The organism is Sphingobium sp. SYK-6 (genome assembly GCF_000283515.1).
GTDB lineage: Bacteria > Pseudomonadota > Alphaproteobacteria > Sphingomonadales > Sphingomonadaceae > Sphingobium > Sphingobium lignivorans.
Genome location: NC_015976.1, coordinates 3,954,013 through 3,980,241, shown reverse-complemented (window position 1 = coordinate 3,980,241; position 26,229 = coordinate 3,954,013). Strand labels below are relative to the sequence as shown.

The window sequence follows — 26,229 nt, the reverse complement described above, 5'->3', positions numbered from 1 at the left end:
TTGGCCGGAGCTCCTGAGGCTCTCTGTTCGAAAGTGGTCGGGCCGGGCGCGACAGCCTTGCTGCCGCAGGCTCCGCCCTGCCTGCGGGAACGGGGGGCGTCAGCAACGCCGAAGGGCGCTGGTTGTCTCGGCAAGTGTGCGCGGGGGCGTGCTTGCCCTCCATCGCCTCATCAGCCTCGCTTTTCCCCTGTCCTACACGCCGTCTGCCATGGCAGGCCCACCGAACGCTTGCTCTTGAAACAGGCGCAGGAAGGCACGGTTCTTTCTCATGATTGGCGTTCCATCAACCGGTCGGCCGCACAGGCTTGCCGAGACGGGCTCCGCTGTCCATGGCATCGAAAGTTCACGGAAGGGGAAGATGACCCGGACGGGTCGTCATCTTTGTCAACTTTCAGGGCAGCGTGCCTTGTTGGACCGGCATCGCAGGGCCGTCATGGAGCGCTTGCGCCGTCCATCGCTCTCTCTCTCCTCTCTCAGCGGCTTGGATCTCACCACCGCTCCGCGAATCAGCCTGTCCGGCGATGTCCATGGACGGGGCCGGGCTTGGTCCCACAGCGATTTTCATCGCTCGCATCCTTCTGCCGCCCCATGCTCGTTTCGGACTGGCATCCGCCCTTGCAAAATGGTAACATTATAACATTACAAAAAGTGCAGGAGAGGTGCCATGTCAGACATGTCAGTGCCCCGTTCCACTTATGGCAGCCGCCGTTCACCGGCTGCCATGGCCGCCGCGCTCGCGCTCAATGGGGGCCTGTTCGCCCTGTTGATCGCGCTGCCGGTCGCTGTGCAGGTCATTCCGGCCGATCCGCCGATCCGGATCAGGCATGTGCCGCTCGATCCACTACCGTCTTCCGAGCCGGAGCCCCAGAAGACCGAGAGCCCTCGCAATGTGGTGCAGCCTGTGATCCCTCATCCCGTCCAGCCGGACCCGGTTCGCGTGGAGCCGCTGGTGCCGCTCGATACCGGGCCCCAGATTGCCCTTTCCGAGTTCAGATTGCCCATCACGCCGGCGGAGCCGATCGCGCCGATCGAGTCGCCGGCCGAGCCGGTGCTTCACAAGGCGCGGCCTGACCCGCGCTTTGCCGACGCGTTCCGCCCCGCTTATCCGGCCGCCCTGCGGCGCGACGGGCTGGAGGGCAGCGTGACCGTGCGCGTGACGATCGATCCGCGCGGCCGGGTAACGGATGTGGAGATGGTCTCGGCGTCCAATCCGGTCTTCTTCGAGGAGACGCGGCGGCAGGCCCTGCGGTTCTGGCGCTTCGTGCCCGCCACGCGCGATGGCGTCGCGGTCCAGTCCGTCCAGACCATGACAGTGCATTTCAGGCTCGAGAACTGAGGGCCATGCGGGGCCGGCGGCGCGATCGTCGGTCCCGCGGCTTCCCAACCGGGCGGCAGGCGCCTATGTTGATGCCATGGCCATTCTTCCCCGCCCGGTTTCCCCGACCAGCGCGTTCGCTGACCTGCGCGAGATGTTCTCGCGCGAGCGGCCGCATCGCTGGAGCATCCTTGCCCTGTCGATCACGCTGACCGGCTTCCTCCTGTGGGGCTTCCTTGTCGATTCGCGCATCCCGCCCAAGGAACGCGAGATCATCTATGTCGAAAGCTGGATGAGCGACCGGAAGGACAGTGACATCATCCGCCGCCAGATCGAGGATCTCGCCAAATATGAGGCGGCGCTGGAGCGCAAGCAGCGCGAATTCCAGAGCGTGGCCGACAGTCTCGGCATCGAGTGGCGCGAAGACGAAATCCGCAACCGGGCCCAGCGCAAGGAAACCATCGCCGCCATGAACAAGCTGCTTCACAAGCGGCTGGAAGCAGCGCTGGCGCACGAGGCCGGCGCGACGGACACGGCGTCGCGCTGACCTTGGCCGGCGACACGGCTCTGCTCTCGGCGGCTATCGCCCTCTCGGCGCGCGGCCGTGGACGTACCGCGCCCAATCCCAATGTCGGCTGCATCCTGCTCGACGCTGCCGGTCACGTGGCGGGGCGGGGCTGGACGCAGCCGGGCGGCCGCCCCCATGCCGAAGCCATGGCGCTGGCGCAGGCCGGAGACAGGGCGCGCGGCGGCACCGCTTATGTGAGCCTCGAACCTTGCGCGCATGATTCGGCGCGCGGTCCCTGTTGCGCCAGCCTGCTGGCCGGCTCGGGCGTGGCGCGAGTCGTCGTCGCGCTCACGGATCCGGACCCGCGTACCAATGGCGAAGGCGTGGCGCGGCTGCGCGCCGCCGGGATCGCGGTGACCGTCGGCATGCTGGAGACCGAGGCGCGCGCCGCCATGGCCGGCTTCCTCACCCGCCAGCGCTCCCGGCGCCCGTTCGTCACGCTCAAGCTCGCGACGTCGCTCGACGGTTGCATCGCCCTGCCCGATGGCAGCAGCCAGTGGATCACCGGCGAGGCTGCGCGGGCCCACGCCCATGTCGAGCGGGCGCAGCACGAGCTGATCCTGATCGGCCGGGGCACGCTGGCGCACGACCGGCCGCGCCTGGACATCCGGCTCCCCGGCCTTGCCGATCGCTCCCCGGTCCGCTGCGTGCTGAGCCGGAGCGGCGCGGCGCCGGACGGCTGGCTTGCCGTCGAGCGCCCATCGGACATTGCGAGCCTGCCGGGCGATCATCTGCTCATCGAAGGCGGTGCGCAGACAGCGGCGGCGTTCCTCACCGAGGATCTGGTCGACCGGCTGCTGCTCTATCGCGCCCCCATCCTGATCGGCCGAGGCATGGCCAGCCTGGCGGACATCGGCCTCATCGACCTCGCCGACGCGCACGATCGCTGGCGGCTCACCGACGAACGCGCCCTCGCGCCGGACCGGCTGGAGGTTTACGAGCGGATGCGGGCCGGATAGAGCGGACGCATGTTCACTGGCATCATTACCGACATCGGGACCATCCGGTCCGCCGAGCAGCGGGGCGACCTGCGACTCGTCATCGGCTGCGATTACGACATGAGCGGCGTGGCGATCGGCGCATCCATCGCCTGTTCGGGCGTCTGCCTGACCGTGGTCGACAAGGGGCCGGACTGGTTCGCGGTCGATCTTTCCGGGGAGACGGTGTCGCGCACCGCGCCGGGTGCCTGGGCGGAAGGGCACAGGCTCAATCTGGAACGCGCCCTGAAGGTGGGCGACGAGCTGGGCGGTCATATCGTCACTGGCCATGTCGACGGCATCGGTGAAGTGACGGCCATCACACCAGAAGGTGACTCGCATCGTGTCACGATAGCCGTCCCGGCCGAGCTGGCGCCTTACATCGCGGCCAAGGGCTCGATCGCGGTCGATGGCGTGTCGCTCACCGTGAACGACGTGCAGGACGGCCCGGATGGCACGACCTTCGGCCTCAACCTCATCCCGCACACGTTCGCCGTGACGACGCTGGGCCGCCTCGCGCCCGGTCGAATGGTCAATCTGGAGATCGACGTGCTCGCCCGCTATCTCTCGCGCATGAAGGATCACGCGGCGGCCTGATCCCGCGAGGGGCACATTGCTGCCGCTCATGTGGGGCTGATATACGGACCGGCGAACATCCTTTCATGCGAAGGAGCTGTGCCATGTACGTCGCGGGTCTCGTCATTCCCGTCCCGGAAGCCCGGATGGACGCGTATCGCCGATGGGCCGAGAACAGCGCGCAGATCTTCAGCCGCTATGGCTGCCTCGAGATCGTCGAATGCTGGGAGGACTATGTTCCCGAAGGCAAGGAAACCGACTTCCGGCGCGCGGTCGCGGCGCGGGAGGGCGAGAAGATCGTGTTTGCCTGGCAAGTCTGGCCCGACAAGCAAAGTCTCGAACAGGCCGAGGCCCGGATGCACGCGGACGGCGTCCTGGACGCGGTCGAGGACATCCCCTTCGATGCACGCCGCCTCATCATCGGCTGCTTCGAGCCCATCTGCACGATGGGCCGTACCTGAATTGCCCGGCCGCCGCCTGTGACCGACGGCGCGAGAGGAATGTGCAATCGCCGCTTTGCATATCACATGCTGATGTGATAGCGGGGCCGCATGAGCAGCGAACTGATCGAAAGCGTCCGTAAGCTTGTGCGTGACGGCATTCTCTCCCGCTCCGGGCTGGCCCGGGCCGCCGGACTCCACGCCAACAGCCTGCGCCGGCTGGACGAAGCGGACTGGAACCCCACCGCCGAGACGCTCGGCAAGCTCGAATCCTATCTCTTCGCGCGCGAGCATGGCACGGCCCTCGCCAGCGCCGAGGAAATCATCAACGAGGCGCGCAACGGGCGCATGTTCATCCTCGTCGATGACGAGGATCGCGAGAATGAGGGCGATCTCGTCATTCCCGCCCAGATGGCGACGCCGGATGCGATCAATTTCATGGCGACGCACGGCCGCGGGCTCATCTGCCTCGCCTTGACGCGCCAGCGGGTGGAGCAGCTTGGCCTCAACCTGATGAGCGCGAGCAACGGCACGCGTCACGAGACTGCCTTCACCGTCTCCATCGAGGCGCGCGAAGGCGTCACCACCGGCATTTCTGCGGCCGACCGCGCCCGCACCGTCGCCGTGGCCATCGACTCCGCGAAGGGGCCGGCCGATATCGTGACGCCGGGCCATGTCTTCCCGCTGATCGCGCGGGACGGCGGCGTGCTGGTGCGCACCGGCCATACCGAGGCGGCGGTGGATGTCGCGCGCCTCGCCGGGCTCAATCCCTCGGGCGTGATCTGCGAGATCATGAAGGATGACGGGACGATGGCGCGTCTCGACGACCTCATCCCCTTCGCGCAGAAGCATCGCCTCAAGATCGGGACGATCCGCGACCTGATCGCTTATCGCCGCCGCAACGATCACATGATCGAGCGCCGGGCGGAAACCACCTTTCGCAGTCGCTGGGGCGGCGAATGGCGTTCCGTCGCCTTCTTCAACCGCGCCACCCAATCCGAGCAGGTCGCTCTCATCAAGGGGCACATCTCGCCGGAAAATCCGACGCTGGTGCGCATGCATCAGGTCTCCATGTTCTCGGACATCTTCGGCGAGGAGGGCGCGCGCGCTGGCCTGCTCGCCCGCTCGATGGAGCTCATCGCGGAGGAAGGCGCCGGCGTCGTCGTCGTCATCAATCGTCCGGATACGGACCGGTTCAGTCGCAGCATGCGCGCTCGCTCCGCCGGCGCGGAGGGCTTGAGCAGCATGGATGAGCTGCGCGACTATGGCGTGGGCGCGCAGATCCTGGCCGAGCTGGGCGTGCATGACATGATCCTGCTGACCAACAGTCATCACAATCTCATCGCACTCGACGGTTATGACCTGTCCGTCGTCGGGGAGCGCCCCATTTCCGGCGTCTGACGCGTGGCAACGACCGCGGCGGTGGGGCTGCTGCTCGCGCTCGTCTCCGCTTTCACCTCCGCCTTCGCGCATGCCCTGCTCAAGTCGGGCGTGAACAAGCTGGCGACGCTGGCGTGGATCAGGGTGGTGGAACTGCTGATCGCCCTGCCGCTCGTCTTGTGGGTCGGCCTGCCGCCCGCCATGCTCTGGCCCTGGCTGCTCGCGGCCGTGGCGGTCCATGCGATTTATCAGGTCGTGCTGTCCTGGTCCTATGCGGTGAGCGACTTCACGGCGGCCTACCCGATCGCGCGCGGCTTCGTGCCCATTTTCACGGCCCTGCTGGGCATGGCGCTGCTGGGTGACCGGCTCGACGGCATCGCGCTGGTCGGCGTGGCGCTGGTGAGCGGCGGCATCCTCTTCCTCGCCGGCAAGGGCGCGATCACGCGCACCGGCTTCATCGCCGCCGCGATCACGGGTCTCTTCACCACCACCTACACGCTGGTCGACGCCCATGGCGTGCGCATCGCGCCGGACATGCTGACCTTCGTCGCCTGGTTCTTCCTGCTCGGCGCCTTCCCGATCCCGCTGCTGCTGTTCGCACGCTACGGGCGCGAGGGGCTGGCGCTGATGCGCCGTGACCGCAAGGCGGGGCTGGTCGCCGGCATCATGGCGGTCATTTCCTTCGCGCCGGCATTGTTCGCTCTCGGCCTCGCCCCGGTCGGCGCGGTGGCGGCGATTCGCGAGACGAGCCTCATCGTCGGGCTTGTGCTTGGCTCCGTGATGCTGAAGGAGAAGCTCGGCTGGCAGCGCATCTGCGGTGGGCTGCTGGTGACGGCGGGCACGCTCGGTGTCATCGCACGCACCGCTTTCTCATGATTTTCCCTCTCCGTTCCCGAAAGGACAAGCCATGGCCCGATTCCTCATCGTCGAAGCGCGCTTCTACGAGCATCTCAACGATCTGCTGATCGCCGGCGCGAAAGCCGCCATCGAGGAAGCGGGGCACCGGGCGGAGGTGCTCACGGTGCCCGGCGCGCTGGAAGTGCCCGGCGCGGTCGCCATGGCGGCGGAAAGCGGACGCTATGATGGCTTCGTGGCCATCGGCGTCGTCATCCGGGGCGAGACCTATCATTTCGAAATCGTCTCCAACGAGAGCGCGCGTGGGCTCATGGCGCTGGCCATGGACGGCATCGCCATCGGCAATGGCATCCTGACCGTCGAGAACGAGGCGCAGGCGCTGGTTCGCGCCGATCCGGCGCAGAAGGACAAGGGCGGCGAAGCGGCAAAGGCGGCCATCCGCATGCTGGAGATCGCGAGCAGCTTCCGGGACTGAGGCGCGCTGCCGGGCCGGGCGGTTTTGCGCAGCTTTTCTGGCCCTTTCCGCCAAGGAATGCTCCACAGCGCCATCGGGATCGGCTAAGGGAAACCGATGATCGCCACCAAGCCCGCCGACACCGGCCTTCTGGACGGAGAAACGCTCGACATGTTGCGCCTGCGGCTCGCGCCGCTGGTCGCTGCAAACGCCGCCTTCGATGGCTGGACACAGGCTGCGGTCGCGATGGCGGCCGACAATGCCGGCGTCGACCAGGATATCGCGGCGCTGGCCTTCGATGGCGGCGCGATGGTGATGATCGACGCCTGGTTCGCCGCCGTGGACGCCGCAATGCTGGCGCGCCTCCGGGCGGACGAGATTGCCGCAATGAGCATCCGTGGCCGCATCACGGCTCTTGTGGAAGCCCGCCTCGCCTTGCTCGCGCCGCACCGGGAGGCGCTGCGGCGCGCGCAGGCCATCCTGTCCATGCCGACCAACATCGCCGCAGCCACCCGGCTCGGCTGGCGCGCGGCGGACGTCATGTGGCGCGCGGCCGGCGATACGGCGGTCGATTACAATCACTATACCAAGCGCGCGACACTCGCGGCCGTCTATGCGGCCACCGCGCTTGTCTTCGTGAACGACGAGAGCGAGGACCATGCCGACACGCGCGCGTTTCTCGCGCGCCGCATCGAGAATGTGATGCGCTTCGAAAAGGCCAAGGCGCGCCTGTCCGCGCGCGGGGACCGGCATTTCAGCATGTCCCGCTTTCTTGGCCGGCTGCGATATCGCGGCCTCTAGAAGGTCCGACTGCGGGTCGATAGCCGGGGCGGTGCGGCCGCACTCGCGATGGGCTTGCCCCAAGGGCATGTTATTGATAATCACTCGCATCAAATCGAAGAAAGCTCCGTCTTGCGCCTCACGTCCCTTGCCCCCAATCAGCCCGCTTATGTCGACAGCGTTGACTGGGCAGCGATGTCCGAGCTCGATGGCAAGCGCCTGCGGGAGCTGGGGCTGTGCGAGGGCGCCAGCATCGAGCTGCTTCATCGCGCGGGCTTCACCGGGCGTGGCGCCCATGCCTGTCGCGTGGGACGCATGATCGTGGGGATGCGCGCGGCCCATGCCGATGCGATCCATGTGAGGACGGGCCCCGTCGGCCTTGCCGCGTCAGGGGACGGGGAAGAGGCCGCCTGATGGATCATAGCGGACTGATTGCGCTGGTCGGCAATCCCAATGCCGGCAAGAGCGCCTTGTTCAACGCGCTCACCGGCGCGCGCCAGAAAGTGGGCAACTATCCGGGCGTCACTGTCGAGCGCAAGGCCGGGCGGCTGGTCCTGCCCGACGGGCGCGGCCTGGACATCGTCGATCTGCCGGGCAGCTACAGTCTGGACGCCAAGAGCCCCGACGAGGAAGTGACGCGCAACGTCATATTCGGCTATCAGCAGGGCGAGCGGCGGCCCGATCTGCTCGTCATCGTGCTCGATGCCGCCAATCTCGACAATCATCTGCGGTTCGCGCTGGAACTGATCGCGCTCGGCACCCCGTGCATCGTCGCGCTCAACATGGTCGATCTCGCCACGCGGGACGGGCTGGAGCTGGATGCGGCCCGTCTGTCGGAAGATCTGGGCGTCCCTGTTGTCCCCACCGTCGCTGTGCGGCGCCGCGGGCTCGATCATCTGTCCGATGAGATCGGCAAGGCGCTGCCTGCCCATGCGACGCCGCAGCCGGTTCAGGCGCAGCAGGCGCCGCGCGACGAGGACGAATTGCGCCGCGAGGCACGGCGGATCGCCCGGCGTGCGATCGTCTCGGAGACGCCCACGCGGCGCGTGACCGGCGCGATCGACAAGCTGGTGCTGCATCCGGTGGCGGGGCCGCTGATCCTGCTGGGACTGCTGTTCATCATCTTCCAGGCCGTCTTCAGCTGGTCGGAAGCGCCGGTTGCCTGGATCGAGGAGAGTTTCGCCGCGTTGCAGGTGCTGGTGGAAGCCGTGCTGCCGGATGGCTTCCTGCGCGATCTGCTGGTCCAGGGCGTGATCAACGGTGTCGGGTCGGTGATCGTCTTCCTGCCGCAGATCCTCATCCTCTTCTTCTTCATCATCCTGCTGGAAGCGACCGGCTACATGACGCGCGCCGCCTTCCTGATGGATGGGCTCATGGCGAAAGTGGGTCTCTCCGGCCGCGCCTTCATTCCGCTGCTCTCGAGCTTTGCCTGTGCCATTCCCGGCATCATGGCAACGCGCACCATCAGCGATCCCAAGGACCGGCTGACCACGATCCTGATTGCGCCGCTGATGACCTGTTCGGCCCGCCTGCCGGTCTACACGCTCATCATCGCCGCCTTCATTCCTGACCGCGCCGTGGCCGGCGGCATCGGCCTGCAAGGTCTGGTGCTGTTCATCCTCTATGTGTCGGGCATCGTCGGCGCGATGATCGTTGCTGCCCTGTTGCGCATGGGCGTGGTGAAAGGGCAGGGCGGCAGCTTCCTGATGGAGCTTCCCAAATATCAGATGCCGCTGCTGCGGGACGTCATCATCGGTCTGTGGCAGCGGGCGTGGATTTTCCTGCGCCGGGCGGGGACGATCATTTTCGTCACCACGATCGCTTTGTGGGTGCTGCTCTCCTTCCCCAAGCCCCCGGCGGGGAGCGATCTCAGCCCGGTGGAGTATAGCGCGGCTGGCCGCATCGCGAGCGTGATCGAGCCGGTGCTACGGCCGATCGGCTTCAATCATGAGATTTCGCTGGCCCTGATTCCCGCGATGGCGGCGCGTGAAGTGGCGGTCTCCGCCCTTGCCACGGCCAACGCCATCGAGGAAAGCGACGACGAGGAACAGCTCGCGCAGAGCCTTGGCGAGCGGCTGCAGGGGCGCTGGTCATTGCCGACGGCGCTGGCGTTCCTTGCCTGGTTCGTCTTCGCGCCGCAGTGCATCTCGACGCTCGCCGTGACGAAGCGGGAGACCAACAGCTGGCGCTGGCCTCTCTTCATGACCGCCTATCTGTTCGCGCTGGCGTGGCTGGCTGCGGGAGCCACTTACTGGACTGCGGTGGCCCTGGGCCTCTAGGTCGGGCCGGGTTCAGGTCCGACGACCCGCAAATGATCGGTTTTCCGTGCCCTCCGGGTGCAGGAAAACCGGCATTCCGCCTCATGATCGCCCGCGACGCGGACCCGCGATCGGCTGAATAGCGATCGGTCCTAGCGGCGGACTGGACGAGCCGTGCGGCGCGTCTATAAGCGGGGGCAATTCCCTATCCCGCTTTCGGAGAGCTTCATGGCAGGCAGCGTCAACAAGGTCATTCTCGTCGGAAATCTCGGCGCCGATCCGGAAGTGAAGAGCTTCTCCAACGGCGGGCGCATCTGCAACATCCGCATTGCCACGTCGGACAACTGGACCGATCGCCAGAGCGGCGAGCGGCGCGAGCGCACCGAGTGGCACAATGTCGTGATCCGGTCTGACGGCCTCATCGGCATCGCCGAGAAGTATCTGCGCAAGGGCAAGAAGGTCTATATCGAAGGCTCGCTGCAGACCCGCAAGTGGCAGGACCAGAACGGACAGGATCGCTACACGACCGAGATCGTCCTGTCCGGGCCCGGCGCGGTCATGACCATGCTGGACGGCGGCCCCGGCGGGGGCAGCGGCGAAGGTGGCGGCGGTGGTGGCGGCCGGCGCAACGAAGGCTGGGGCGCTGGCGGCGATGACATGGGCGGCGGTTTCGGCGGCGGCGCGGGCGCGCGTTCGTCCGGCGGGGCCCGCCCGGCCTCTGGCGCGAGCCCGTTCAACGACGGCTTCGACGACGACGAAATTCCTTTCTGAGTCGGCTCTCAGAACCGCGCGGACCAGCGCAGCGCGAGCCCCAGATCGTCCGGCATGGCGGCGATGTTGCCGCCTTGCTCCCGCAGGAAAAGATTGGCGCCCAGCCAGCCGGGACCGACGGATCGCGCATAGCTCAGCTCATGATTGCGTTCCCGGCCATCCGGCGCGAGGGCGAGCGGGACCACGCGGCTGGTGGCGACCTGCGTTTCCCAGTCCCACTGGTCGGGCAGGACGAGGTCGAAACGGCTGGCAACGACGCGTAGCGGCTGCGCGATGCGGATGCCCAGCAAATCGTCCGACGCGAAGAGATCGCTGCGGGCAAGGTCGATCGACCAGCTTTCACTCACGAGCTGGCCGCCTCGGGTGAGCAGGCCGCCGGCGGCGGCATGGGTCCAGCCATATTGCCAGTTGGCCGAGAAGGTCAGTTGCGGCGCGACTCGCATCGATCCGCCGAGCCTCGCGAACAGCGTGCGGGCAGACTGGCCGCCGAGTAGCGGATCGAACCGGGCGCCAAGCGCGCTTGCCGGTTCGTCCATGAGAGTCAGGCCAGCAGAAAGGGCGACCGCGCTCCGCTCCAGCCCGATCGTCGTGCTGACGGCATGATAAGGGGCAGGGCGCATCGCCACCGGGTCGGTTACGCCGGGCCGATGCACAGGCGCGCCGACATGGCCGGTCTCGAAGCCGCCTGTCAGGCTGAAGCCTTCGCCGAGCTTGTGAATGAGCGCCATGGCGCCTGCCGGCCGCAAATCTCCCCGCTGCGCATCGAAGCCATGGTCGGCCATGAGGAACGTGGGTGCAGCGCCGCTCTGCGCGCGCGTCGCAAGCGCGGAGAAACCGGTTCGCAAGCCGAGCGTCATGGCCATGTCGGTGGAAAGGCGGGCTTCCATGACCCCGGAGAGAATGCGGGATTGGCGCTCGCGTTCCACCTCCAGAAGCGATGGTTCGGCGGACGACAGGCCCCCCATGACAGGCGCCACGTTCAGCGAGAGGGCCAGCGCCTCGCTCCCCATTGTGACATGGCGCGCATGCTGGTCGAGCGCGGCGCCGAGTGAGTGCATGGACCCTCGCCGCAGGAAGCCCGGCGAGAGATCGACCCGGTAGGCCCGCGCCAGAGCATCAAGTGCGACGGTGCCGAGCGCTGCGCCGGTCACGTCGCCCATGGGCGCGGAGAGCGCGCTGTTCGCGCCGGGCGTGACGGCGAGGCCAGTGCCGGCGACGCGAAGCTGCCCCTGCGGCGCGAACGCCGCCGCCACGTCGAGAATGCCCCTGCCATAGCGCGCGTCCGCCCCGGGCGCGCCGACGTCCCGTGCCGTCGAGAGCAGCAGATCCACGATCTGTTTGCCGGAGAGATTGGGGAAGGCCTGTGCCAGCAGCGCCGCGGCACCCGATATCTGCGGCGCGGCCAGCGACGTGCCGGTATAGAGATAGTCCACGCCCTCATGATCGATGGTGCGCACGCGATTGCCCAGCGCGGCGAGGCTCACTGTTTCGAAGCCGAGGACGCCTGCCGAGAAGCCGCTCACCGTGTCATTCTCGTTCACGGACGAAGCGATGATGACCAGTCCGCGAGCATAAGCGGGATCAGCAAAGGATTGCGCGAGCGCATCCGGCGCGACCAGTGGCGCTTCGCCCTCGGGATTGTTGCCGGCGGCAACGACGATGATGGTGCCCGCCGCCGTCGCGCGGCTCACTGCCTGCAGCAGCTGGCTGGGCGCTGTCCCGCCACCGAGCGAGATGTTGATGACCCGGGCGCCGTTCTGCCATGCGTGATCGATGGCGCTGGCGATCGCGCTGGTGGGGTGCGTGCAGCCGCTGTCGCTGCAATTGCTTTGGTCGTCCGTGCGCAAGGCCATGAGCGTCGCACCCCAGGCCATGCCCATGATGTGCCGGTCATTGCGTCCGGCGGCGAGGACGGCCGAGACGGCGGTGCCGTGCCCCTCGACGTCCACATAGCTCGTGTTGCTGCCAAAGCCCCGCGAGGCGGCGCTGATGCGACCGGTGAACTCGCCGGCAGGATCGGAGAGGCCACTGTCCACGACTGCCACCGTGACCCCCGCACCCGAGGCGCCTGCGGCATAAGCAGTGATCGCGCCATGATGGGACGGCCCGCTGGACTGCCGATACTCTGCGGTGTCGAAGCTGGCGGCCGGTGTGGGTGTTGGCGAAGGTGCAGGGGTTGGCGCAGGCGTCGGGGCAGGCGTCGGCAGGGGAGAAGGAGCCGGCGCCGGCGTCGAATTGATGCTGCCGCCACCGCCACAGGCGGAAAGGGCCAGTATAAGTGCCAGAATGGCTCCTCGTCGCGGCCAGCGCGTCATGCTGCTCATGCTCCCCGTCCGCCCGAATCCCCCCCGGGCGTTTCGGCGCTTCACGCTATAGCAGGATGGTTAAGGAGGCATGCAGCCTCGATGGAGAGGTTGGGGCCGTTCAGTCGCTGCCGAGCGCCAGCAGGGCATAGGTCGCGAGCCAGTGCTCTCCCATATAGTCACCCGCGACATGCGGCAGGCTGGCATCGAGATGAGCCTGCAGCACCGGCGCGATGACAGCCTCCAGCGGATGGGGCGCGAGCCGGGCGCCAATGGCGCGCCAGCACCATGCCCGGGACAGGTTGAGGCCGTCGAGATGCGCAATCTTCCCGTCGCTGCGATCCGAGACGAAAGCAGGCGTGAAAAGCGTCGCGGGCTGGCCCGACGCGGCGCGGGGCAGGAATGCCCCGAACCAGCGTGCGAATTCTTCCCGTGGCAGCACGCGGCTCATCAGCAGGGCTTCGCACAGGGCAGAGGAGAGGAACTCGTCACCGCCCGGCTCCCAGGCCTGGCAATCGCGATCCTCCATGAACCAGTCCCGTGCGCGCTGCTCGATCATCGTCCGCAGTGACGGGTCGCGCTCTTCCGCCCAGCGATGCGCCAGCGTGAGCGCGAAGCTGGAGTTGAAATGCGTGCCGACGCGGATCGGATAAGTGAGCTTGGGCAGATGACTGGCGAGACGGCCGGCAAGATTGCGGGCCAGCGGCTCGATGGCCTCCGCCCAGGGTGCGTCATGCTGCGCCAGCTCATGGTGCAGCGCGAGCAGCCAGGCCCAGCCATAGGGCCGGGAGGCATTGCCGCCATTGGGCCGCTCGAACCAGGCGATCTCGCCCGCGACCTTGTCCGGCACCAGCATGGCGTCGGCCCGCGCGCGGATCTCGGCGGCTTCCGGCATGGCCGGGAAGAGCCGCATCAGGCGCATGACCTGCCACCAGCCATGCACGCAGCTATGCCAATCGAAGCTGCCATGGAAGATGGGATTGTGGGTGATGGGTGGCCGCGCGTCTTCCGGGCCGTTCATCACCAGATCCATCTTGTAGGGATATTGCCGGCCGAGATGGCCAAGCGTGAGGCGCGCGAAGCGGGACGCGATGTCGGGGGTGAGATCTGTCATCGGAAAGCCAGTAGATAGATGAGCGCGATGTTGACAGCGAGCAATGGGAGGGCGGTGCCGATCTGGCGGCGGATCACGCCATATTCGTCCTTCAGCTCCAGCAATGCCGCGGGCACGAGATTGAAGTTGGCGGCCATCGGCGTCATCAGCGTGCCGCAGAAGCCGGCGAGCATGCCGATGGCGGATATGATGGTGGGGTCGCCGCCGTAGCGCGTGATGAGCAGTGGCATGCCGATCGCGGCGATCATCACCGGAAAGGCAGCGAAGGCATTGCCCATCACGATGGTGAAGAGCGCCATGCCGAGGCCGAAGGCGATCACGGCGCCGAGCAGGCTGCCCTCGGGGATGGCAAGCTGGATGATGCCGCCCACCGCCTCGCCCACTCCGGCGAGTGCGAACACGGCGCCCAGGCTGGCGAGCATCTGTGGCAGGATCGCCGCCCAGCCGACCTGATCCATCAGCCGCCGGCCCTGCTGCAAAGGCAGCATCGGCGCGGCGCGCAGGCGGGCATGGCCATAAGCGAGCGCCAGCAGCACACCCAGAGCGAGGCTGATGAGCGTCACCTGCTTCACATCGATGAGCGTCGGCAAATGGCGTAGGGCGACGGTGCCGAGCAGGGCGCTCGCCGGAATGACCAGGGCGATCAGGAACAGCCCGTTGCCGAAGCGGTGGCTGCGCTCCGCGCGCAGGGCGGGGGCCACGTCCCCGCCGCTGCTCCGGCCCAGTGCGCCGATCCCGGCAATGGCAACCAGCGCGAGCACGAGCAGCCCGTTGCCCAGGTCACCCAGAAAGTCGCCAGCCCACATGCTGAGTGCCATCAGGCCCCAGAAGGCGGCATTGCCAAACCGCTTCGGATTGGCATGGTCGAAGAGGCCCAGCAGTGCGAATGCCGCGAACGCCCCGCCCGCCAGCACATAGACCCAGCCAAGCGTGATCATGACCGGGTCTCCGTCCCTTCGGCCTTCAGGGCACTGACGCGCCGGTCGAGCCGCCAGAGCCGGAAACCGTGGATGAGGAAGGCACTGATCGCCGTAGGGATCGCCCAGAGGGAAAGCTGGAGCGGCTGGACATGAATGCCATATTGGTCGAGCAGGCCGACGATGAGCAGGATCGACCCGATGGCGAGGAAGATATCCTCGCCGAAGAAGAGGCCGACATTGTCCGTCGCCGCGGACCAGCCCTTGATTTCCTCGCGCATCTCTTCGGGCAGGTCGCCTGCCTGCGCCTCGGCGGCGGCCTGCGCCATCGGCGCCACCAGCGGACGCACCGTCTGGGGATGTCCGGCAACCGAGGTGAGGCCGATCGCCGCCGTCGCCTGTCGCAGGAGCAGATAGCCGGTGAGGAGCTTGCCGACCGTGGCGCCTCTCAGCCCACCGATCAGCGCCTTGGCCCGTTCCTGCAGCCCATAGGCCTCGAGCAGGCCGATGACTGGCAGGACGATCCAGATGATGCTGACATAGCGGGTCTCGTTGAAGGCCTTGCCGAAAGCGGAGACGATGGCGACCGGATCGAGCCCGGCGGCCAGCCCCGTCACCAGCGCCGAGACCATGATGACGAGCAGCGGATTGAAGCGGAGCATGAAGCCCACGACGATCACCGCAATGCCAAGCAATACCCACATGATGTCAGCGCCCCCTTTTTTCGGCCGTCATGGCTTTTGCCATTGCATCCAGCCAACAGTCGCATGGTGGCGTGAGCGGATCATGCCTTGCCATAGCCGCCGCCGCCGGGCGTCTCGATGACGAAGACGTCGCCCGGTGCCATCTCCACTGCCGCTGTCGCACCCAGCGATTCGACACTGCCGTCCGCCCGCTCGACCCGGTTCGCGCCCGGCGCGCCGGGCTCTCCACCCGCCAGCCCGAACGGTGGGACAGCGCGACGGTTGGAAAGGATGCCCGCGGTCATCGCTTCGCGGAAGCGGATGCGCCGCACGGCCCCGTCGCCGCCCCGATGAGCGCCGGCTCCGCCGGAGCCGCGGCGGATGGCAAAGCTCTCGAGCAGAACCGGAAAACGGGTCTCCAGGATCTCGGGGTCGGTGAGGCGGCTGTTGGTCATGTGCGTCTGGACGACGCTGGTGCCGTCGAAATCCGGACCGGCGCCGGAGCCACCGGCGATGGTTTCGTAATATTGATGGCGGGCATTGCCGAACGTGAAGTTGTTCATGGTTCCCTGCGCGGCCGCCATGGCGCCGAATGCCCCGAACAGCGCATCCGTCACCACCTGGCTGGTCTCGACATTGCCTGCCACCACGGCCGCAGGATGACGCGGATGCAGCATCGAGCCTTCCGGAACGATGAGCGTCACCGGCCGCAGGCAGCCCTCGTTCATGGGAATGGGATCGTCCAGCATGGTGCGCAGCACGTAAAGCACCGCGGCACGCACCACCGGCAATGGCGCATTGAAGTTGCCAGGAAGCTGCGCGCTGGTGCCGGTGAAATCGATGGTGACCGCGCGCGCATCACGGTCGATGCTGACGCGGACCGTCACCTGCGCGCCATTGTCCATGGCATAGCGGAAATGCCCGTCGCCAAGCCCCGCGATCAGGCGACGAACCGCTTCCTCGGCCTGCGCCTGGCAATGGCCCATATAAGCAGCGACCACATCCGCGCCCTGCTCGGCGCTGATGCGGCGCAACTCGGCCGCGCCTTTCGCGCAGGCTGCGACCTGCGCCTTCAGGTCCGCCAGATTCTGTCCGATGTTGCGGGAGGGCCAGCGGCCCGACCCCAGCAGGGCGGAAATCTCCGCATCGAGAAAACGCCCGTCCGCCACGATCAGCACATTGTCGAGCAGCACGCCTTCTTCCTCGACGCTGGTGCTGCCCGGCGGCATCGATCCCGGGGTGATGCCGCCAATGTCCGCATGATGGCCGCGCGCCGCCACGAAATAGGCCGGGGCGGCATCCGAAGCGTCGACGAACACCGGCATGATGACGGTGATATCCGGCAGATGCGTGCCGCCTTCATAAGGCGCGTTCAGCGCATAGGCATCGCCCCGGCGAATGCCGCGCCCGTCGCGCCCGTCCCCGCGCCGCCGCAGGATGGTGCGCACGCTTTCGCCCATCGAGCCCAGATGCACCGGCATGTGTGGCGCGTTGGCGACGAGATTGCCCTGCGCGTCGAACAATGCGCAGGAAAAATCCAGCCGCTCGCGAATGTTGACGGAGGACGCGCTGTGCTGAAGGGCCGCGCCCATTTCCTCGGCAATCGCCATGAACAGTCCGCCCATGATCTCCAGCCGCACCGGGTCGGCCTGCCTGTCGTCCGCCTTTTCCTGCACGCGCGGCAGATAGCGGGTGAGCAGTAATGATCCCTCGTCATGGACCTGCGCGCGCCAGCCCGGCTCGACAATGGTGGTGGAGACCGTATCGATGATGATCGCGGGCCCCTCCACCCTGAAGCCGATGGCGAGCTGGGCCCGATCATAGAGCGGCGCATCATGCGCCATGCCTGCCATAAAGGTGCCCACAGTCTCGATCGGCGGCGCGGACTGCGCCGGCATCGGCAGGTCGAGCGCGCCTGCGGTATCGCCCGGCAGCACCGCCTCGACGCGGATCATCTCGGCGACCAGCGGTGCCGAACCGACGAAGCCGAAACGTTCGCGATAGGCCGCCTCGAACGCTGCCTTCATGTCCGCGAGCGGACCATGCGGCACTTCGATGAGGCTGTCGGTGCCCTCGAGACGGAGCATCACGGCCGCTTCTCGATGCAAGGGCCCCTCGACACCCTGCGCGCGCAGCGCTGCTTCCGCGGCATGGCCGAGTGCGGCGATGGACGCGGCCAGATCCGCCGGGCCGGTGGTACGGTCCAGCGACAGGCTCACCGTGCGCTCGCGCACCTCGCGCCGGTCGGCCAGCCCCATGCCATATGCCGAGAGCACGCCTGCGAGCGGATGGATCATCACCCGGTCCATGCCGAGCGCATCGGCCACGAGGCAGGCATGCTGCCCACCCGCGCCGCCGAAGCAGGCGAGCGTGTAGCGCGTCACGTCATGGCCACGCTGGACGGAGATGGTCTTGATCGCGTTCGCCATGTTGGCGACGGCGATGGCGATGAACCCTTCGGCGGCCTGTTCCGGGCTGAGCACGCGGCCGGTCGCCCTGCGCACTTCCTCGACGAGTGCGCCGAACATGTCGCGCACCACGGCGGCGTCGAGGGGCTGGTCGCCCGACGGCCCGAACACGCTGGGGAAATGATGCGGCACGATCTTGCCAAGCATCACATTGCAGTCGGTCACGGTGAGCGGGCCGCCGCGCCGGTAGCAGGCCGGGCCGGGCACCGCGCCGGCCGATTCCGGCCCCACGAAGAAGCGCGTGCCGTCGAACCCGCAGATCGATCCGCCGCCCGCCGCGACGGTATGGATGCGCATGATTGGCGCCCGGATGCGTGCGCCGGCGATCATCGTCTCGCTGTCCCGCTCATACTGGCCCGCGAAGTGGGAGACGTCCGTGGAGGTGCCGCCCATGTCGAAGCCGATTACATGATCGATCCCCGCTATGTGCGCGGTGCGGGCCATGCCGACGATGCCGCCCGCGGGCCCCGAGAGGATCGCATCCTTGCCGTGAAAGGCGCTCGCCGCCGTCAGGCCGCCATTGGACTGCATGAACAGTGCGTCGACGGCCGGGCCCGCCTCGCCCCGCAGTGCCTCGACATAGCGGCGCAGCACGGGTGAGAGATAGGCATCCACCAGTGTCGTGTCGCCCCGCCCGACCAGCCGGATGAGAGGCGCGACGTCATGGCTTACCGAAACCTGCGTGAAGCCGATCTCGCGCGCGATGCGCGCCAGCTTCGCTTCATGCGCCGTGTAGCGATAGCCGTGCATCAGCACGATGGCGACGGCGCGTAGGCCAGAATCATAAGCGCGCCGCAGATCCGCGCGCGCCATTGCCTCGTCGAGCGCGAGAAGCACCTCGCCGGCCGCGCTCACCCGTTCGGTCACTTCGATGACGGCGGCGTGGACCGGCTCCGGCCGCACGATATGCCGCGCGAACAGTTCGGGCCGCTCCTGGTAGCCGATGCGGAGCGCATCGCCGAAACCGCGCGTGATGACCAGCGCGGTCGGTTCGCCCTTGCGCTCCAGCAGCGCGTTGGTGGCGACGGTGGTGCCCACGCGGATGTCGGCCGCCGGCAGCGGTCCGTGCGCCACGCCCATGATCCGCCGCATCGCAGCGACGGCAGCATCGCGATAGTGTTCCGGATTTTCGGAAAGCAGCTTGGCGGTGACGATGCGCCCGTCCGGCGCGCGCGCGATCACATCGGTGAAAGTGCCCCCGCGATCCACCCAGAACTGCCAGCGCCCGATTGTCATGGATGCTCTGCCTAGAGTATTTTTCCGGCGGATGGAAACATCTGCCGATCCCGAGCCGGCTGCGCGCCCGGCGCGTGTCAGCGGTGACGCAGCTGGCGACTGATCTCGGTAATCAGAAGCTGTTCCAGCGCATCGACTGCGCGTGGCGCACGCGGCGACCGTGCAATGATCCGTCGCATCGGCTCCAGCTCGGGGCCAAAGCGCACAAGCCGCCCTTCCGCGAGGGCGGGCGCGACCTGTTCCTCCGTGAGGATCGAGACGCCCAGGCCCTCCTCGACGATGGTCTGGATGACGTCCGGAAAATCCAGATAGCGCACCGGGCGGCGCGGGCGGATGCCGGCCGCGTTGAGTTGTCGCTCCAGCCAGTGTTCAGCCGCGCCGCCGAAATCGGGGAGGATGAACTGAAGATCCTCCACGGCCAGCCTCCCCGTCTCCAGCAGATGGACGGTCTCGGGCGCGCCGACCAGCAGGATGGGCACGTCGCCCAGGACGTGGGTGTTCGGCAGGCGCAGCGGCGGGCGGCCGATCGTGTATAGCAGCAGGTCGATGTCCCGCTTCTCCAGCGCCGTGGCGATCTGCCCCGGTGCCACGGCGGGGACGATCTGGACCTCGATGTTCGGGAGCTCCGTATAGATGCGGGCCATCAGGGACCGGAGAAAGAGATCACGGGAGCGATCGCCGAGGGAGAGGCGGATTGTCGTCTTTTCCTCCGCGTCGCGGGGCGCCGCCTTGCCGCGCAGGGGCTGGCTGGCGGAGAGCAATGTTTCGGCCCGCTGCAGCATCTCGAAGCCTTCGCGGGTCAGGACCGGCGTGGTCCCGCGCCGCCGGTCGAAGAGCTTGTAGCCCAGATGCCGTTCGAGCGTGCTCATATGATCGCTGACGGCGGGTTGGGAAATGCCGAGCTGGTCGGCGGCGAGCGCAAAGCTGCCCGATCGTGCGACGGACACGAAGATGTCGAGCTGACGCAGGGTGAAGTCCCCAGCCTGTCGTCGCATTGCCGCTTACCAACCCTCCCTGATAAGGAATGGCTTATGGGATTAATAAGTCATTAATGAGTTGCTTTGTCAACAAAAGGCCTGCCTTATATTCCCAGGTGAAGCGAGGGGGCGCGGAACCTGCCGGAAAGGCGAAAATGATGCTGCGGAATGAGGCTGTCGAGCCAATCGCGAAGTCTGGCTGCCGGGGGGATGGCAGTCGGGTGGCGGCCCAGGGGGTGGGGCCGTCCGCGATCCTTGGCTCGGTGCCGGTCGTCGATCGGTTTCTCGTCAAGACGCACATGAGAGTCCAGCGCTGACGGGTCGCACGGAGCCGCGCCGGCCCAGTCCCGGCGCGGCTCCGATTTTCAATATGACTCCGCGGGCATGCGCAACCTTTCGACCTGCATCGCTGCCGCATGATCGGAGCCCATCTGGTCAGAACGAGAAGCGGATCGTGCCGCCCCAGGTGCGCGGGTCGGCGAGCTGCGCGGAGATCAGGCCGGTGTTGCCGGGCGTGACCGCCAGCGATTCAAAGTAATCCTCGTCGAACGCATTGCGCACCCAGCCGAACAGATCGAAGCCATCCGTGCGGAAGCCGAGGCGGAAGTTGTGCACCGAATAGCCGTCGATATCCGTGTAGATCGACCGGGAGGCGTTGGACGAGAATTTGGAGCGATAGCTCGCATCATAGCCAAGATAGGCCTGGCCCTGCCGGCCGAGGACCCTGGCGGGAATGTTGTATTCGGCGCCCCAGGAGAATGCCCATTTGGAGATGCCGGGCAGCCACTGCCCCGAGACATCGCAATTGGCGGGGCTGTTGGCGCCCGGGGTTGCGGGCGGTCCGGGCGGCGTGCCGGTCCCGCCGCCCGCCAGCTCGGGCGGGCAGGGCGCATCGACGAACTTCCTGAACTCGTGATCGGTGAAGGCCCCGCTCAGATAGGCGTTGAGGCGATCGGACGGGCGGACCGAGAAGTCCGCCTCGATCCCGCGCACGCGGACCTTCTCCGCATTGGCAAGGTAGCCGCGCAGCACGTTGCTGCCGCTCACATTGCTGATGACGCTGGCCTGGAAGTCCTTGATCTCCGTCCAGAAGCCGGTGACGTTGAAGGTGCCGCGACGGTTCCAGAACTGCGTCTTGATGCCCGCCTCGAAATGATCGACTTTCTCGGGCTTGATCTGGGCGACCTCGAGAGCCGGCGTGCCATCACCCCGGCTCGGCACGCCGTTGAGGTTGATGCCCCCCGTCTTGAACGATCGCGCATAGGTGGCATAGGCCATCACGTCGTGCGCCAGCTCATATGACAGGTTGAGGTCGTAGGAGAGGTTCCAGTCGCTGAAGCGCGGCTCGAAGAACTGCGAAGCCTGCGTTCCGCGCTGCGCCGCCGTCCACGGATCGTTGTAATAGGGATGCGTCGTATCGTTGGTGATGAGCTGGCGCGTGCCGTCGGACGCGGTACCGGTCACTACCGAATCATAGACGCCGTCCTTCCGGTCGTAATTCACGCGCACACCGGGAGAAATGGTCAGGCGGTCCGTGACCTTCCAGTTGACCTTGCCGAACGTCGCCAGGCTGAGATTGTCGAGACGAATGTCATTCTCCGCGACGATGCCGTTGAGCACCGCCGGGTTGCGCGACAGGGCATTGCTCGGTGCGAGTAGCCACGCACTCGCTGCCGGTCCGGTCTCCTGGATGCCGCTGGTGCGGATTTCCTGATAAAATGCGAAGGCGCCGACCACGAAGTCGAGCTTGTCCGCCGCGTAGGCATAACGCAGTTCCTGCGTATACTGGTTCTGCTTGGTCGGATTGTTGACCTTCGTGTAGACGGGGAGACCCGTGAAATCGCGGTCATTCTTCGGCCCCCAGTCCCAGTAGCGCCAGGCGGTGACCGACGTCAGCGTGCCGGGTCCGAGATCCCATTCCAGCCGGGCAGAAAGGCCGCCATGCTCGTTGCGCGCCGAAAGATCGGCGTCGAGATCGGTCAGGCGGTCGAAGGGGTTGGTGCTGGGCACCTGATATCCCGGGAACAGGGCCGTCAGGGCGGCATATTGCCGATTTAGCGCGCGCTGCGTCGTGCCGACACGGGCATAGATCTGGCCGCAGCAGATCGGATCCTGAAGGTTCCAGTCGCCCGACAGGGTGAGGCGCACGTCCGCGCCCGGTTTCCACAGCAGCGCGCCCCGGATGCCGATATTATCCTGCGAGTTGATCCATGTGTCGGTCATCACATTGTAGATCGTGCCCCGGCGATCCGTGCTCGAGATGCTGAGGCGCGCCGCCAGCGTATCGCTGAACGGGCCGGATACCGAAGCCTTGGCCTGCTTGAAGCCGAGATTGCCCACGGAGATCTCGGCCTTGCCTTCGAAATCGAAGCTGGGCGGGCGCGTTGTGATGTTGATGGCGCCGGCGGTCGTGTTCTTTCCGTAGAGCGTGCCTTGCGGGCCGCGCAGCACCTCGATCTGCTCGACGTCGACAAAGTCCAGCGTCGCCGCGGCGATGCGGTTGTAATAGACCTGGTCGATGTAGATGCCGACGCCCTGCTCGAAACCATCGTTCGTCAGGCCGAATGGCGCGCCGATCCCGCGAATGTTGATGAAGGTATTGCGCGGATTGGTGGAGAAGAACTGCAGGGTGGGCTGCAACTGGGTGAGCCGGTTGATATTGTAGGCGCCCTGGGCATCGAGGGCCTCGCCTGCCAGCACCGAGATGGCGATGGGAACATCCTGCACGTTCTCGCTGCGCCGCCGCGCAGTGACGACGATCTCGCCGGCGCGGCTCTCGGCCTGCGGCACGGTCGGATCGTCCTGAGGTGGCGTGGAGTCCTGCGCCAGGGCAGCGGTGCCGGCCAGGAGCGCCGTGGCGAGCGTGCTGGCGGTGAGAAGAAAGCGGTGGACCATTGGTGTTCCCCTTGTCTGATGAAGGGACACCTCCGGTGGTCCGGTCGGCATCTATGATTTCAGCGATTTTGATGATGGCGAACCCGTGCGGACGGGCAGGGCCAGGAAAGGCCCGATAAGCTCAGGCGCTCAGTCGGGTCTTCTCGGTGACCTCGATCTGGACCAGTCGGCCTTCGTGCACCGTCAGATGGACGGCACCGAATTTGAGCCGGTCGAGCGCCTGGCGGACAAGCGCTATTCCGGCGGAAAGCTGGTCCGTCCGCTCGGGTCGTTCTTCAGCCTCGGGTGGGGAGTGCGGCATGGTTCCTCCTGTTGCACGGTCGATGATCATGCGGAGGTTTAAACATAACAAAACTAGTTTAGTTGACAATAGTGAAGCGAGAAAGTTTTGCTTCGGGACGGGGAACCGGGTCTTGGATGCGACGAAGCCGGCCCTCCCGCACGCGGAGCATCCGCTTGAGCGAGCAATTTCGGCAGGGCTATTTCAGCGCTGCCGTGCCGGTCTGGAGTCCCTGGACGACGCGTCGCGCGAAAACCCATTGCCCGTCCTCACGCGCCAGTTCGTCTTCGTAGCGCGCGGCGAGAGCGGCCGAGGGCCTGCCCGCGTCGTCGGGCACCATGTAGAGCGACATGGATGTGGCGCGGGCATGGTCAGGCCCCCTGAAACACCACCACTTCATTGAAGAAGAGGTGAAAGGCCGGCTCCCGAAATCCCATCGCATTGGCGGCAAAGATCTTGCGCATCATCCCGGCGGCTTCGGGCCCGGTGGCTTGGCGGCCGCTTCCGGCGACATAGACGCCAGCCTTGCCGAACAGCTTTCCGAACCCGTCGAAATCCCGGGCATCGAGCGTGCTGCCATAGGCGACGAGCAGAGCGTGGATGGCGGCGCGATCGGCGGTCTCGTCGCGTTGCGCCGAGGCCGGTTGAGCGCCGCCGATCAGTAGCATCACGGCGAGAAGAAGGCGCACCGCCCTCATTGTGCCGGTCGACGCTTGCGGATGAATTCCATCCATTCGGCGGGCGTCGGCATGACGGGGGTGTCGACGCGGCGCAGGATCTTCCATGCCCCGTCCTCTCGGATGAACTCGTCTTCATAGATCCCGGCCAGTGCCGGCGTTGGTGCACCATCCGGCCCGCGCAGGACGAGCAGGTGGCGGGAGCGGGCGCGCGCCCGGTTCCCCTCGATGTCGATCTGCGGATTGGAGGAGATGTGATAGCTTTCGGTGTTCACATAGCCGGGTGGCGGGGCGCCATAGAGGTCGATCAGCATCTTGTGGATCGCTTCGCGGCCCTTGTGGACTGTCTTGCCGTTCACCCACTCGCCTTCCCGTGCAAACAGGGCGGCATAGCCGGCATAGTCGCGCGCATCCTGCGTTGCCGAATAGTCGACGAGCACGCGCCGGATCGCGAGTTCGTCCTCCACCCGCTGCAACCGCGCCTCCATCGTGCGGGACGCATCGCCCGCCAGCGCGATGGCCGGCATGCCGAGCGTGGCGAGCAGCATCGCCAGTACCGAGACGCGGACGATCATCGTGTTCTGGCCTTGTCTTCAAGGCCGGCCGGCGGAGGCGGGGGCGGTGCATTGCCGTCGCGATAGGGAATGATGCCGTTCGTGACGCGCTTCATGATCTTCCACGTCCCGTTCAGGCGCACGAGGTCGTCCTCATAGCGGCCGGCGAGCAGAGGGGCAGGCCGGTCGGCATCCTGCGCCTTGGTCAGGAACAGATATTTGGAGACGACATGGGCCTTGTCGCCTTCGATCTCGATCAGTGCGTTGGACAGGAGATGATAGCTGGTCTTGTTGATCCAGCCCGGCTCGGCCTTGCCCAGTCTTTCCTCCAGCATGGCCTGGATCGCTTTCGGACCCCTTGCGCGCCCCAGCCCGCCGATCCACTCGCCCTCCGGCGCGAAGAGCCCTGCATATCCGGCGAAATCCCGGGCATCGAGATACGTGCCATATTGCACGAGAATGCGGCGGATGGCGGACTCGTCCTCCATGCGCTGCACGCGCTGTTCGAGCGTCTGCGCGTTGGCAGCGCCCGCACTTGCCATGGAGAGCGCGCACAGGGCGGCAGCGGTCGCAAGTCTCTTGAGCATGTCCATCCTCTCCCTCCGCGCGCCTCATGGCGTCGCGATGGAGGCAGACGCTAATTTGCGCAGATGGAAATGAAAATGGACATGCTTGCCGCGCGAGGGCTGGCCGCGCGCTTCGTATCCTCAGCGCAGCTGCCGGCCCTCGATCGGATAGGCAGGGTCCGTATAGCCCGGTGTCGAGGCATGGCCCGGGGGCACGAGCGCATCGACGAAGGCTTCGTCATCCGTGTCGATCCGCGCCGCGAGCGCGTCGATATAGCTGTCCCACTGGGCTTCGGTGCGGGGGCCGACGATGGCGGAACTGACGAAGCGATTGCGCAGGACCCAGGCGATCGCGAAGCTGATCGTGCTGATTCCCTTCGCAGCCGCGCGCTCTGCCACGGCCTGCGCGATGTCGAGCGATTCGGGGCGCCATTCGGTCTGCCTGATCCGCGGGTCGCCACGACCGACACGTGAGTCGGCGGGCGGCGGCGCGTCCTTGGCATATTTGCCGCTCAGCACACCGCGCGCGAGCGGACTGTAAGGGACGACACCGATGCCGTAATGGCCGGCGGCGGGGAGTTGCTCCACTTCGCTCAGCCGGTCGACCATGTTGTAGAGCGGCTGGCTGGCGATCGGCCGATCCATGTTCAGCGCGTCCGCCGCGCGGCAGATCTCGGCGATGCGCCAGCCCTTGAAATTGGAGATGCCGTAGTAACGTAGCTTGCCCGCCGCGATGAGATCCTCGATCGCGCGCAGCCCTTCCTCGAACGGCGCGTTCACATCCGCCTTATGGAAGTAGAGCAGGTCGATATAGTCCGTGCCGAGGCGCCGCAGGCTTGCATCGACATCCTGGACGATCCACTTGCGCGATTGCCCGCCCTCATTGGGTCCCGTGCCGAAGACATGGCCGAACTTGGTCGCAAGGACCCAGTGATGCCGATGGCTGCGGATTGCGCGGCCCACGACTTCTTCCGATGCGCCGCCATTATAGCCGTCGGCCGTGTCGATGAAGTTGACGCCCTGTCCCCGGGCCTTGTCGATGATCCTGCTCGATGTCGGTTCGTCGGTCGCGCCGCCGAACATCATCGTCCCCAGGCACAAGGGCGAGACCTTGAGGGCGCTTCGGCCGAGATAGCGATAGTCCATGTCAGGCTCTCCTCTTCCGTCCGTCTGCCCCGCCGATCA

Annotated in this window: 25 protein-coding genes; 12 read left to right on the top strand and 13 right to left on the bottom strand. The window is 66.7% G+C overall.

Annotated features, from left to right (window positions below; translation table 11 throughout):
• Positions 1-664: 664 nt before the first annotated feature.
• The 12 genes from SLG_RS18295 to ssb all read left to right on the top strand — a co-directional run bounded on the left by SLG_RS18295 (position 665) and on the right by ssb (position 10,374).
• Positions 665-1,336 carry an energy transducer TonB gene (locus SLG_RS18295; RefSeq protein WP_014078008.1) on the top strand — a complete coding sequence of 224 codons (672 nt, stop codon included), beginning with the start codon at positions 665-667 and terminating at the stop codon, positions 1,334-1,336.
• A gap of 76 nt (positions 1,337-1,412) precedes the next feature.
• The gene (locus SLG_RS18290; protein WP_014078007.1) at positions 1,413-1,862 is read left to right on the top strand and encodes a hypothetical protein; all 450 of its coding nucleotides are present in this window, start codon (positions 1,413-1,415) and stop codon (positions 1,860-1,862) included.
• A gap of 2 nt (positions 1,863-1,864) precedes the next feature.
• Positions 1,865-2,842, top strand: coding sequence for a bifunctional diaminohydroxyphosphoribosylaminopyrimidine deaminase/5-amino-6-(5-phosphoribosylamino)uracil reductase RibD (gene ribD, locus SLG_RS18285; RefSeq protein WP_014078006.1), 978 nt, complete (start codon positions 1,865-1,867; stop codon positions 2,840-2,842).
• Positions 2,843-2,851: 9 nt separating this feature from the next.
• Complete coding sequence (locus SLG_RS18280) at positions 2,852-3,457, top strand: riboflavin synthase (protein ID WP_014078005.1); 606 nt, start codon at positions 2,852-2,854, stop codon at positions 3,455-3,457.
• Between the two features lie 83 nt (positions 3,458-3,540).
• Positions 3,541-3,897, top strand: coding sequence for a DUF1428 domain-containing protein (locus SLG_RS18275; RefSeq protein WP_041392215.1), 357 nt, complete (start codon positions 3,541-3,543; stop codon positions 3,895-3,897).
• Between the two features lie 90 nt (positions 3,898-3,987).
• Positions 3,988-5,277 carry a 3,4-dihydroxy-2-butanone-4-phosphate synthase gene (gene ribB, locus SLG_RS18270; protein ID WP_014078003.1) on the top strand — a complete coding sequence of 430 codons (1,290 nt, stop codon included), beginning with the start codon at positions 3,988-3,990 and terminating at the stop codon, positions 5,275-5,277.
• A gap of 3 nt (positions 5,278-5,280) precedes the next feature.
• Positions 5,281-6,132 (top strand): DMT family transporter, encoded by an 852-nt coding sequence (locus SLG_RS18265; protein ID WP_014078002.1) that lies wholly within the window; start codon positions 5,281-5,283, stop codon positions 6,130-6,132.
• Positions 6,133-6,163: 31 nt separating this feature from the next.
• Complete coding sequence (ribH, locus tag SLG_RS18260) at positions 6,164-6,586, top strand: 6,7-dimethyl-8-ribityllumazine synthase (RefSeq protein WP_014078001.1); 423 nt, start codon at positions 6,164-6,166, stop codon at positions 6,584-6,586.
• Positions 6,587-6,682: 96 nt separating this feature from the next.
• Positions 6,683-7,366, top strand: a complete 684-nt coding sequence (locus SLG_RS18255) for a COQ9 family protein (protein ID WP_014078000.1) — start codon at positions 6,683-6,685, stop codon at positions 7,364-7,366.
• 111 nt (positions 7,367-7,477) lie between these two features.
• Complete coding sequence (locus SLG_RS18250; protein WP_014077999.1) at positions 7,478-7,759, top strand: FeoA family protein; 282 nt, start codon at positions 7,478-7,480, stop codon at positions 7,757-7,759.
• Positions 7,759-9,624, top strand: a complete 1,866-nt coding sequence (feoB, locus tag SLG_RS18245) for a ferrous iron transporter B (protein ID WP_014077998.1) — start codon at positions 7,759-7,761, stop codon at positions 9,622-9,624. The genes SLG_RS18250 and feoB overlap by 1 nt, the downstream gene beginning before the upstream one ends.
• A 207-nt stretch (positions 9,625-9,831) precedes the next feature.
• Positions 9,832-10,374 carry a single-stranded DNA-binding protein gene (gene ssb / locus SLG_RS18240; RefSeq protein WP_014077997.1) on the top strand — a complete coding sequence of 181 codons (543 nt, stop codon included), beginning with the start codon at positions 9,832-9,834 and terminating at the stop codon, positions 10,372-10,374.
• 8 nt (positions 10,375-10,382) lie between these two features.
• On the opposite strand, the gene SLG_RS18235 is transcribed toward ssb, so the two are convergent.
• The 13 genes from SLG_RS18235 to SLG_RS18180 form a co-directional block, all read right to left on the bottom strand.
• Entirely contained in the window at positions 10,383-12,698 is a 2,316-nt protein-coding gene (locus SLG_RS18235; protein WP_014077996.1) for a S8 family peptidase, read from the bottom strand.
• 100 nt (positions 12,699-12,798) lie between these two features.
• Positions 12,799-13,791: a DUF2891 domain-containing protein gene (locus SLG_RS18230; protein WP_014077995.1), complete on the bottom strand. Its 993-nt coding sequence runs from the start codon at positions 13,789-13,791 to the stop codon at positions 12,799-12,801.
• The gene (locus SLG_RS18225) at positions 13,788-14,729 is read right to left on the bottom strand and encodes a DUF979 domain-containing protein (protein WP_014077994.1); all 942 of its coding nucleotides are present in this window, start codon (positions 14,727-14,729) and stop codon (positions 13,788-13,790) included. Before SLG_RS18225 ends, SLG_RS18230 begins: the two co-directional genes overlap by 4 nt.
• Positions 14,726-15,412 carry a DUF969 domain-containing protein gene (locus tag SLG_RS18220; protein WP_014077993.1) on the bottom strand — a complete coding sequence of 229 codons (687 nt, stop codon included), beginning with the start codon at positions 15,410-15,412 and terminating at the stop codon, positions 14,726-14,728. The genes SLG_RS18225 and SLG_RS18220 overlap by 4 nt, the downstream gene beginning before the upstream one ends.
• 80 nt (positions 15,413-15,492) lie before the next feature.
• Positions 15,493-19,095 carry a hydantoinase B/oxoprolinase family protein gene (locus tag SLG_RS18215; protein ID WP_014077992.1) on the bottom strand — a complete coding sequence of 1,201 codons (3,603 nt, stop codon included), beginning with the start codon at positions 19,093-19,095 and terminating at the stop codon, positions 15,493-15,495.
• A 77-nt stretch (positions 19,096-19,172) separates the two neighbouring features.
• Positions 19,173-20,090, bottom strand: coding sequence for a LysR family transcriptional regulator (locus tag SLG_RS18210; protein WP_014077991.1), 918 nt, complete (start codon positions 20,088-20,090; stop codon positions 19,173-19,175).
• 417 nt (positions 20,091-20,507) lie between these two features.
• Complete coding sequence (locus SLG_RS18205; protein WP_041392211.1) at positions 20,508-22,967, bottom strand: TonB-dependent receptor; 2,460 nt, start codon at positions 22,965-22,967, stop codon at positions 20,508-20,510.
• A 121-nt stretch (positions 22,968-23,088) separates the two neighbouring features.
• Positions 23,089-23,268 (bottom strand): YezD family protein, encoded by a 180-nt coding sequence (locus SLG_RS18200; protein ID WP_041392209.1) that lies wholly within the window; start codon positions 23,266-23,268, stop codon positions 23,089-23,091.
• A 178-nt stretch (positions 23,269-23,446) separates the two neighbouring features.
• Entirely contained in the window at positions 23,447-23,599 is a 153-nt protein-coding gene (locus SLG_RS22390) for a nuclear transport factor 2 family protein (protein ID WP_014077988.1), read from the bottom strand.
• Positions 23,600-23,618: 19 nt separating this feature from the next.
• Entirely contained in the window at positions 23,619-23,945 is a 327-nt protein-coding gene (locus SLG_RS22385; RefSeq protein ID WP_041392208.1) for a nuclear transport factor 2 family protein, read from the bottom strand.
• Positions 23,942-24,499: a nuclear transport factor 2 family protein gene (locus SLG_RS18190; RefSeq protein WP_014077986.1), complete on the bottom strand. Its 558-nt coding sequence runs from the start codon at positions 24,497-24,499 to the stop codon at positions 23,942-23,944. The genes SLG_RS22385 and SLG_RS18190 overlap by 4 nt, the downstream gene beginning before the upstream one ends.
• A complete protein-coding gene (locus tag SLG_RS18185) occupies positions 24,496-25,065 on the bottom strand; it encodes a nuclear transport factor 2 family protein (protein ID WP_158512740.1) in 570 nt (189 codons plus the stop codon). The genes SLG_RS18190 and SLG_RS18185 overlap by 4 nt, the downstream gene beginning before the upstream one ends.
• 120 nt (positions 25,066-25,185) lie before the next feature.
• Entirely contained in the window at positions 25,186-26,190 is a 1,005-nt protein-coding gene (locus SLG_RS18180) for an aldo/keto reductase (RefSeq protein WP_014077984.1), read from the bottom strand.
• Positions 26,191-26,229: the final 39 nt, after the last annotated feature.

Coding starts and splice junctions, on each gene's coding strand:
- ssb (WP_014077997.1), top strand. CDS start 9,832: ATGGCAGGCAGCGTCAACAAGGTCATTCTCGTCGGAAATCTCGGCGCC.
- SLG_RS18280 (WP_014078005.1), top strand. CDS start 2,852: ATGTTCACTGGCATCATTACCGACATCGGGACCATCCGGTCCGCCGAG.
- SLG_RS18230 (WP_014077995.1), bottom strand. CDS start 13,791: ATGACAGATCTCACCCCCGACATCGCGTCCCGCTTCGCGCGCCTCACG.
- SLG_RS18225 (WP_014077994.1), bottom strand. CDS start 14,729: ATGATCACGCTTGGCTGGGTCTATGTGCTGGCGGGCGGGGCGTTCGCG.
- SLG_RS18205 (WP_041392211.1), bottom strand. CDS start 22,967: ATGGTCCACCGCTTTCTTCTCACCGCCAGCACGCTCGCCACGGCGCTC.
- SLG_RS22385 (WP_041392208.1), bottom strand. CDS start 23,945: ATGAGGGCGGTGCGCCTTCTTCTCGCCGTGATGCTACTGATCGGCGGC.
- SLG_RS18210 (WP_014077991.1), bottom strand. CDS start 20,090: ATGCGACGACAGGCTGGGGACTTCACCCTGCGTCAGCTCGACATCTTC.
- SLG_RS18190 (WP_014077986.1), bottom strand. CDS start 24,499: ATGATCGTCCGCGTCTCGGTACTGGCGATGCTGCTCGCCACGCTCGGC.
- SLG_RS18255 (WP_014078000.1), top strand. CDS start 6,683: ATGATCGCCACCAAGCCCGCCGACACCGGCCTTCTGGACGGAGAAACG.
- SLG_RS18215 (WP_014077992.1), bottom strand. CDS start 19,095: ATGACAATCGGGCGCTGGCAGTTCTGGGTGGATCGCGGGGGCACTTTC.
- SLG_RS18220 (WP_014077993.1), bottom strand. CDS start 15,412: ATGTGGGTATTGCTTGGCATTGCGGTGATCGTCGTGGGCTTCATGCTC.
- SLG_RS18295 (WP_014078008.1), top strand. CDS start 665: ATGTCAGACATGTCAGTGCCCCGTTCCACTTATGGCAGCCGCCGTTCA.
- SLG_RS18180 (WP_014077984.1), bottom strand. CDS start 26,190: ATGGACTATCGCTATCTCGGCCGAAGCGCCCTCAAGGTCTCGCCCTTG.
- ribH (WP_014078001.1), top strand. CDS start 6,164: ATGGCCCGATTCCTCATCGTCGAAGCGCGCTTCTACGAGCATCTCAAC.
- ribB (WP_014078003.1), top strand. CDS start 3,988: ATGAGCAGCGAACTGATCGAAAGCGTCCGTAAGCTTGTGCGTGACGGC.
- SLG_RS18185 (WP_158512740.1), bottom strand. CDS start 25,065: ATGCTCAAGAGACTTGCGACCGCTGCCGCCCTGTGCGCGCTCTCCATG.
- SLG_RS18235 (WP_014077996.1), bottom strand. CDS start 12,698: ATGAGCAGCATGACGCGCTGGCCGCGACGAGGAGCCATTCTGGCACTT.
- SLG_RS22390 (WP_014077988.1), bottom strand. CDS start 23,599: ATGTCGCTCTACATGGTGCCCGACGACGCGGGCAGGCCCTCGGCCGCT.
- SLG_RS18275 (WP_041392215.1), top strand. CDS start 3,541: ATGTACGTCGCGGGTCTCGTCATTCCCGTCCCGGAAGCCCGGATGGAC.
- SLG_RS18200 (WP_041392209.1), bottom strand. CDS start 23,268: ATGCCGCACTCCCCACCCGAGGCTGAAGAACGACCCGAGCGGACGGAC.
- feoB (WP_014077998.1), top strand. CDS start 7,759: ATGGATCATAGCGGACTGATTGCGCTGGTCGGCAATCCCAATGCCGGC.
- SLG_RS18290 (WP_014078007.1), top strand. CDS start 1,413: ATGGCCATTCTTCCCCGCCCGGTTTCCCCGACCAGCGCGTTCGCTGAC.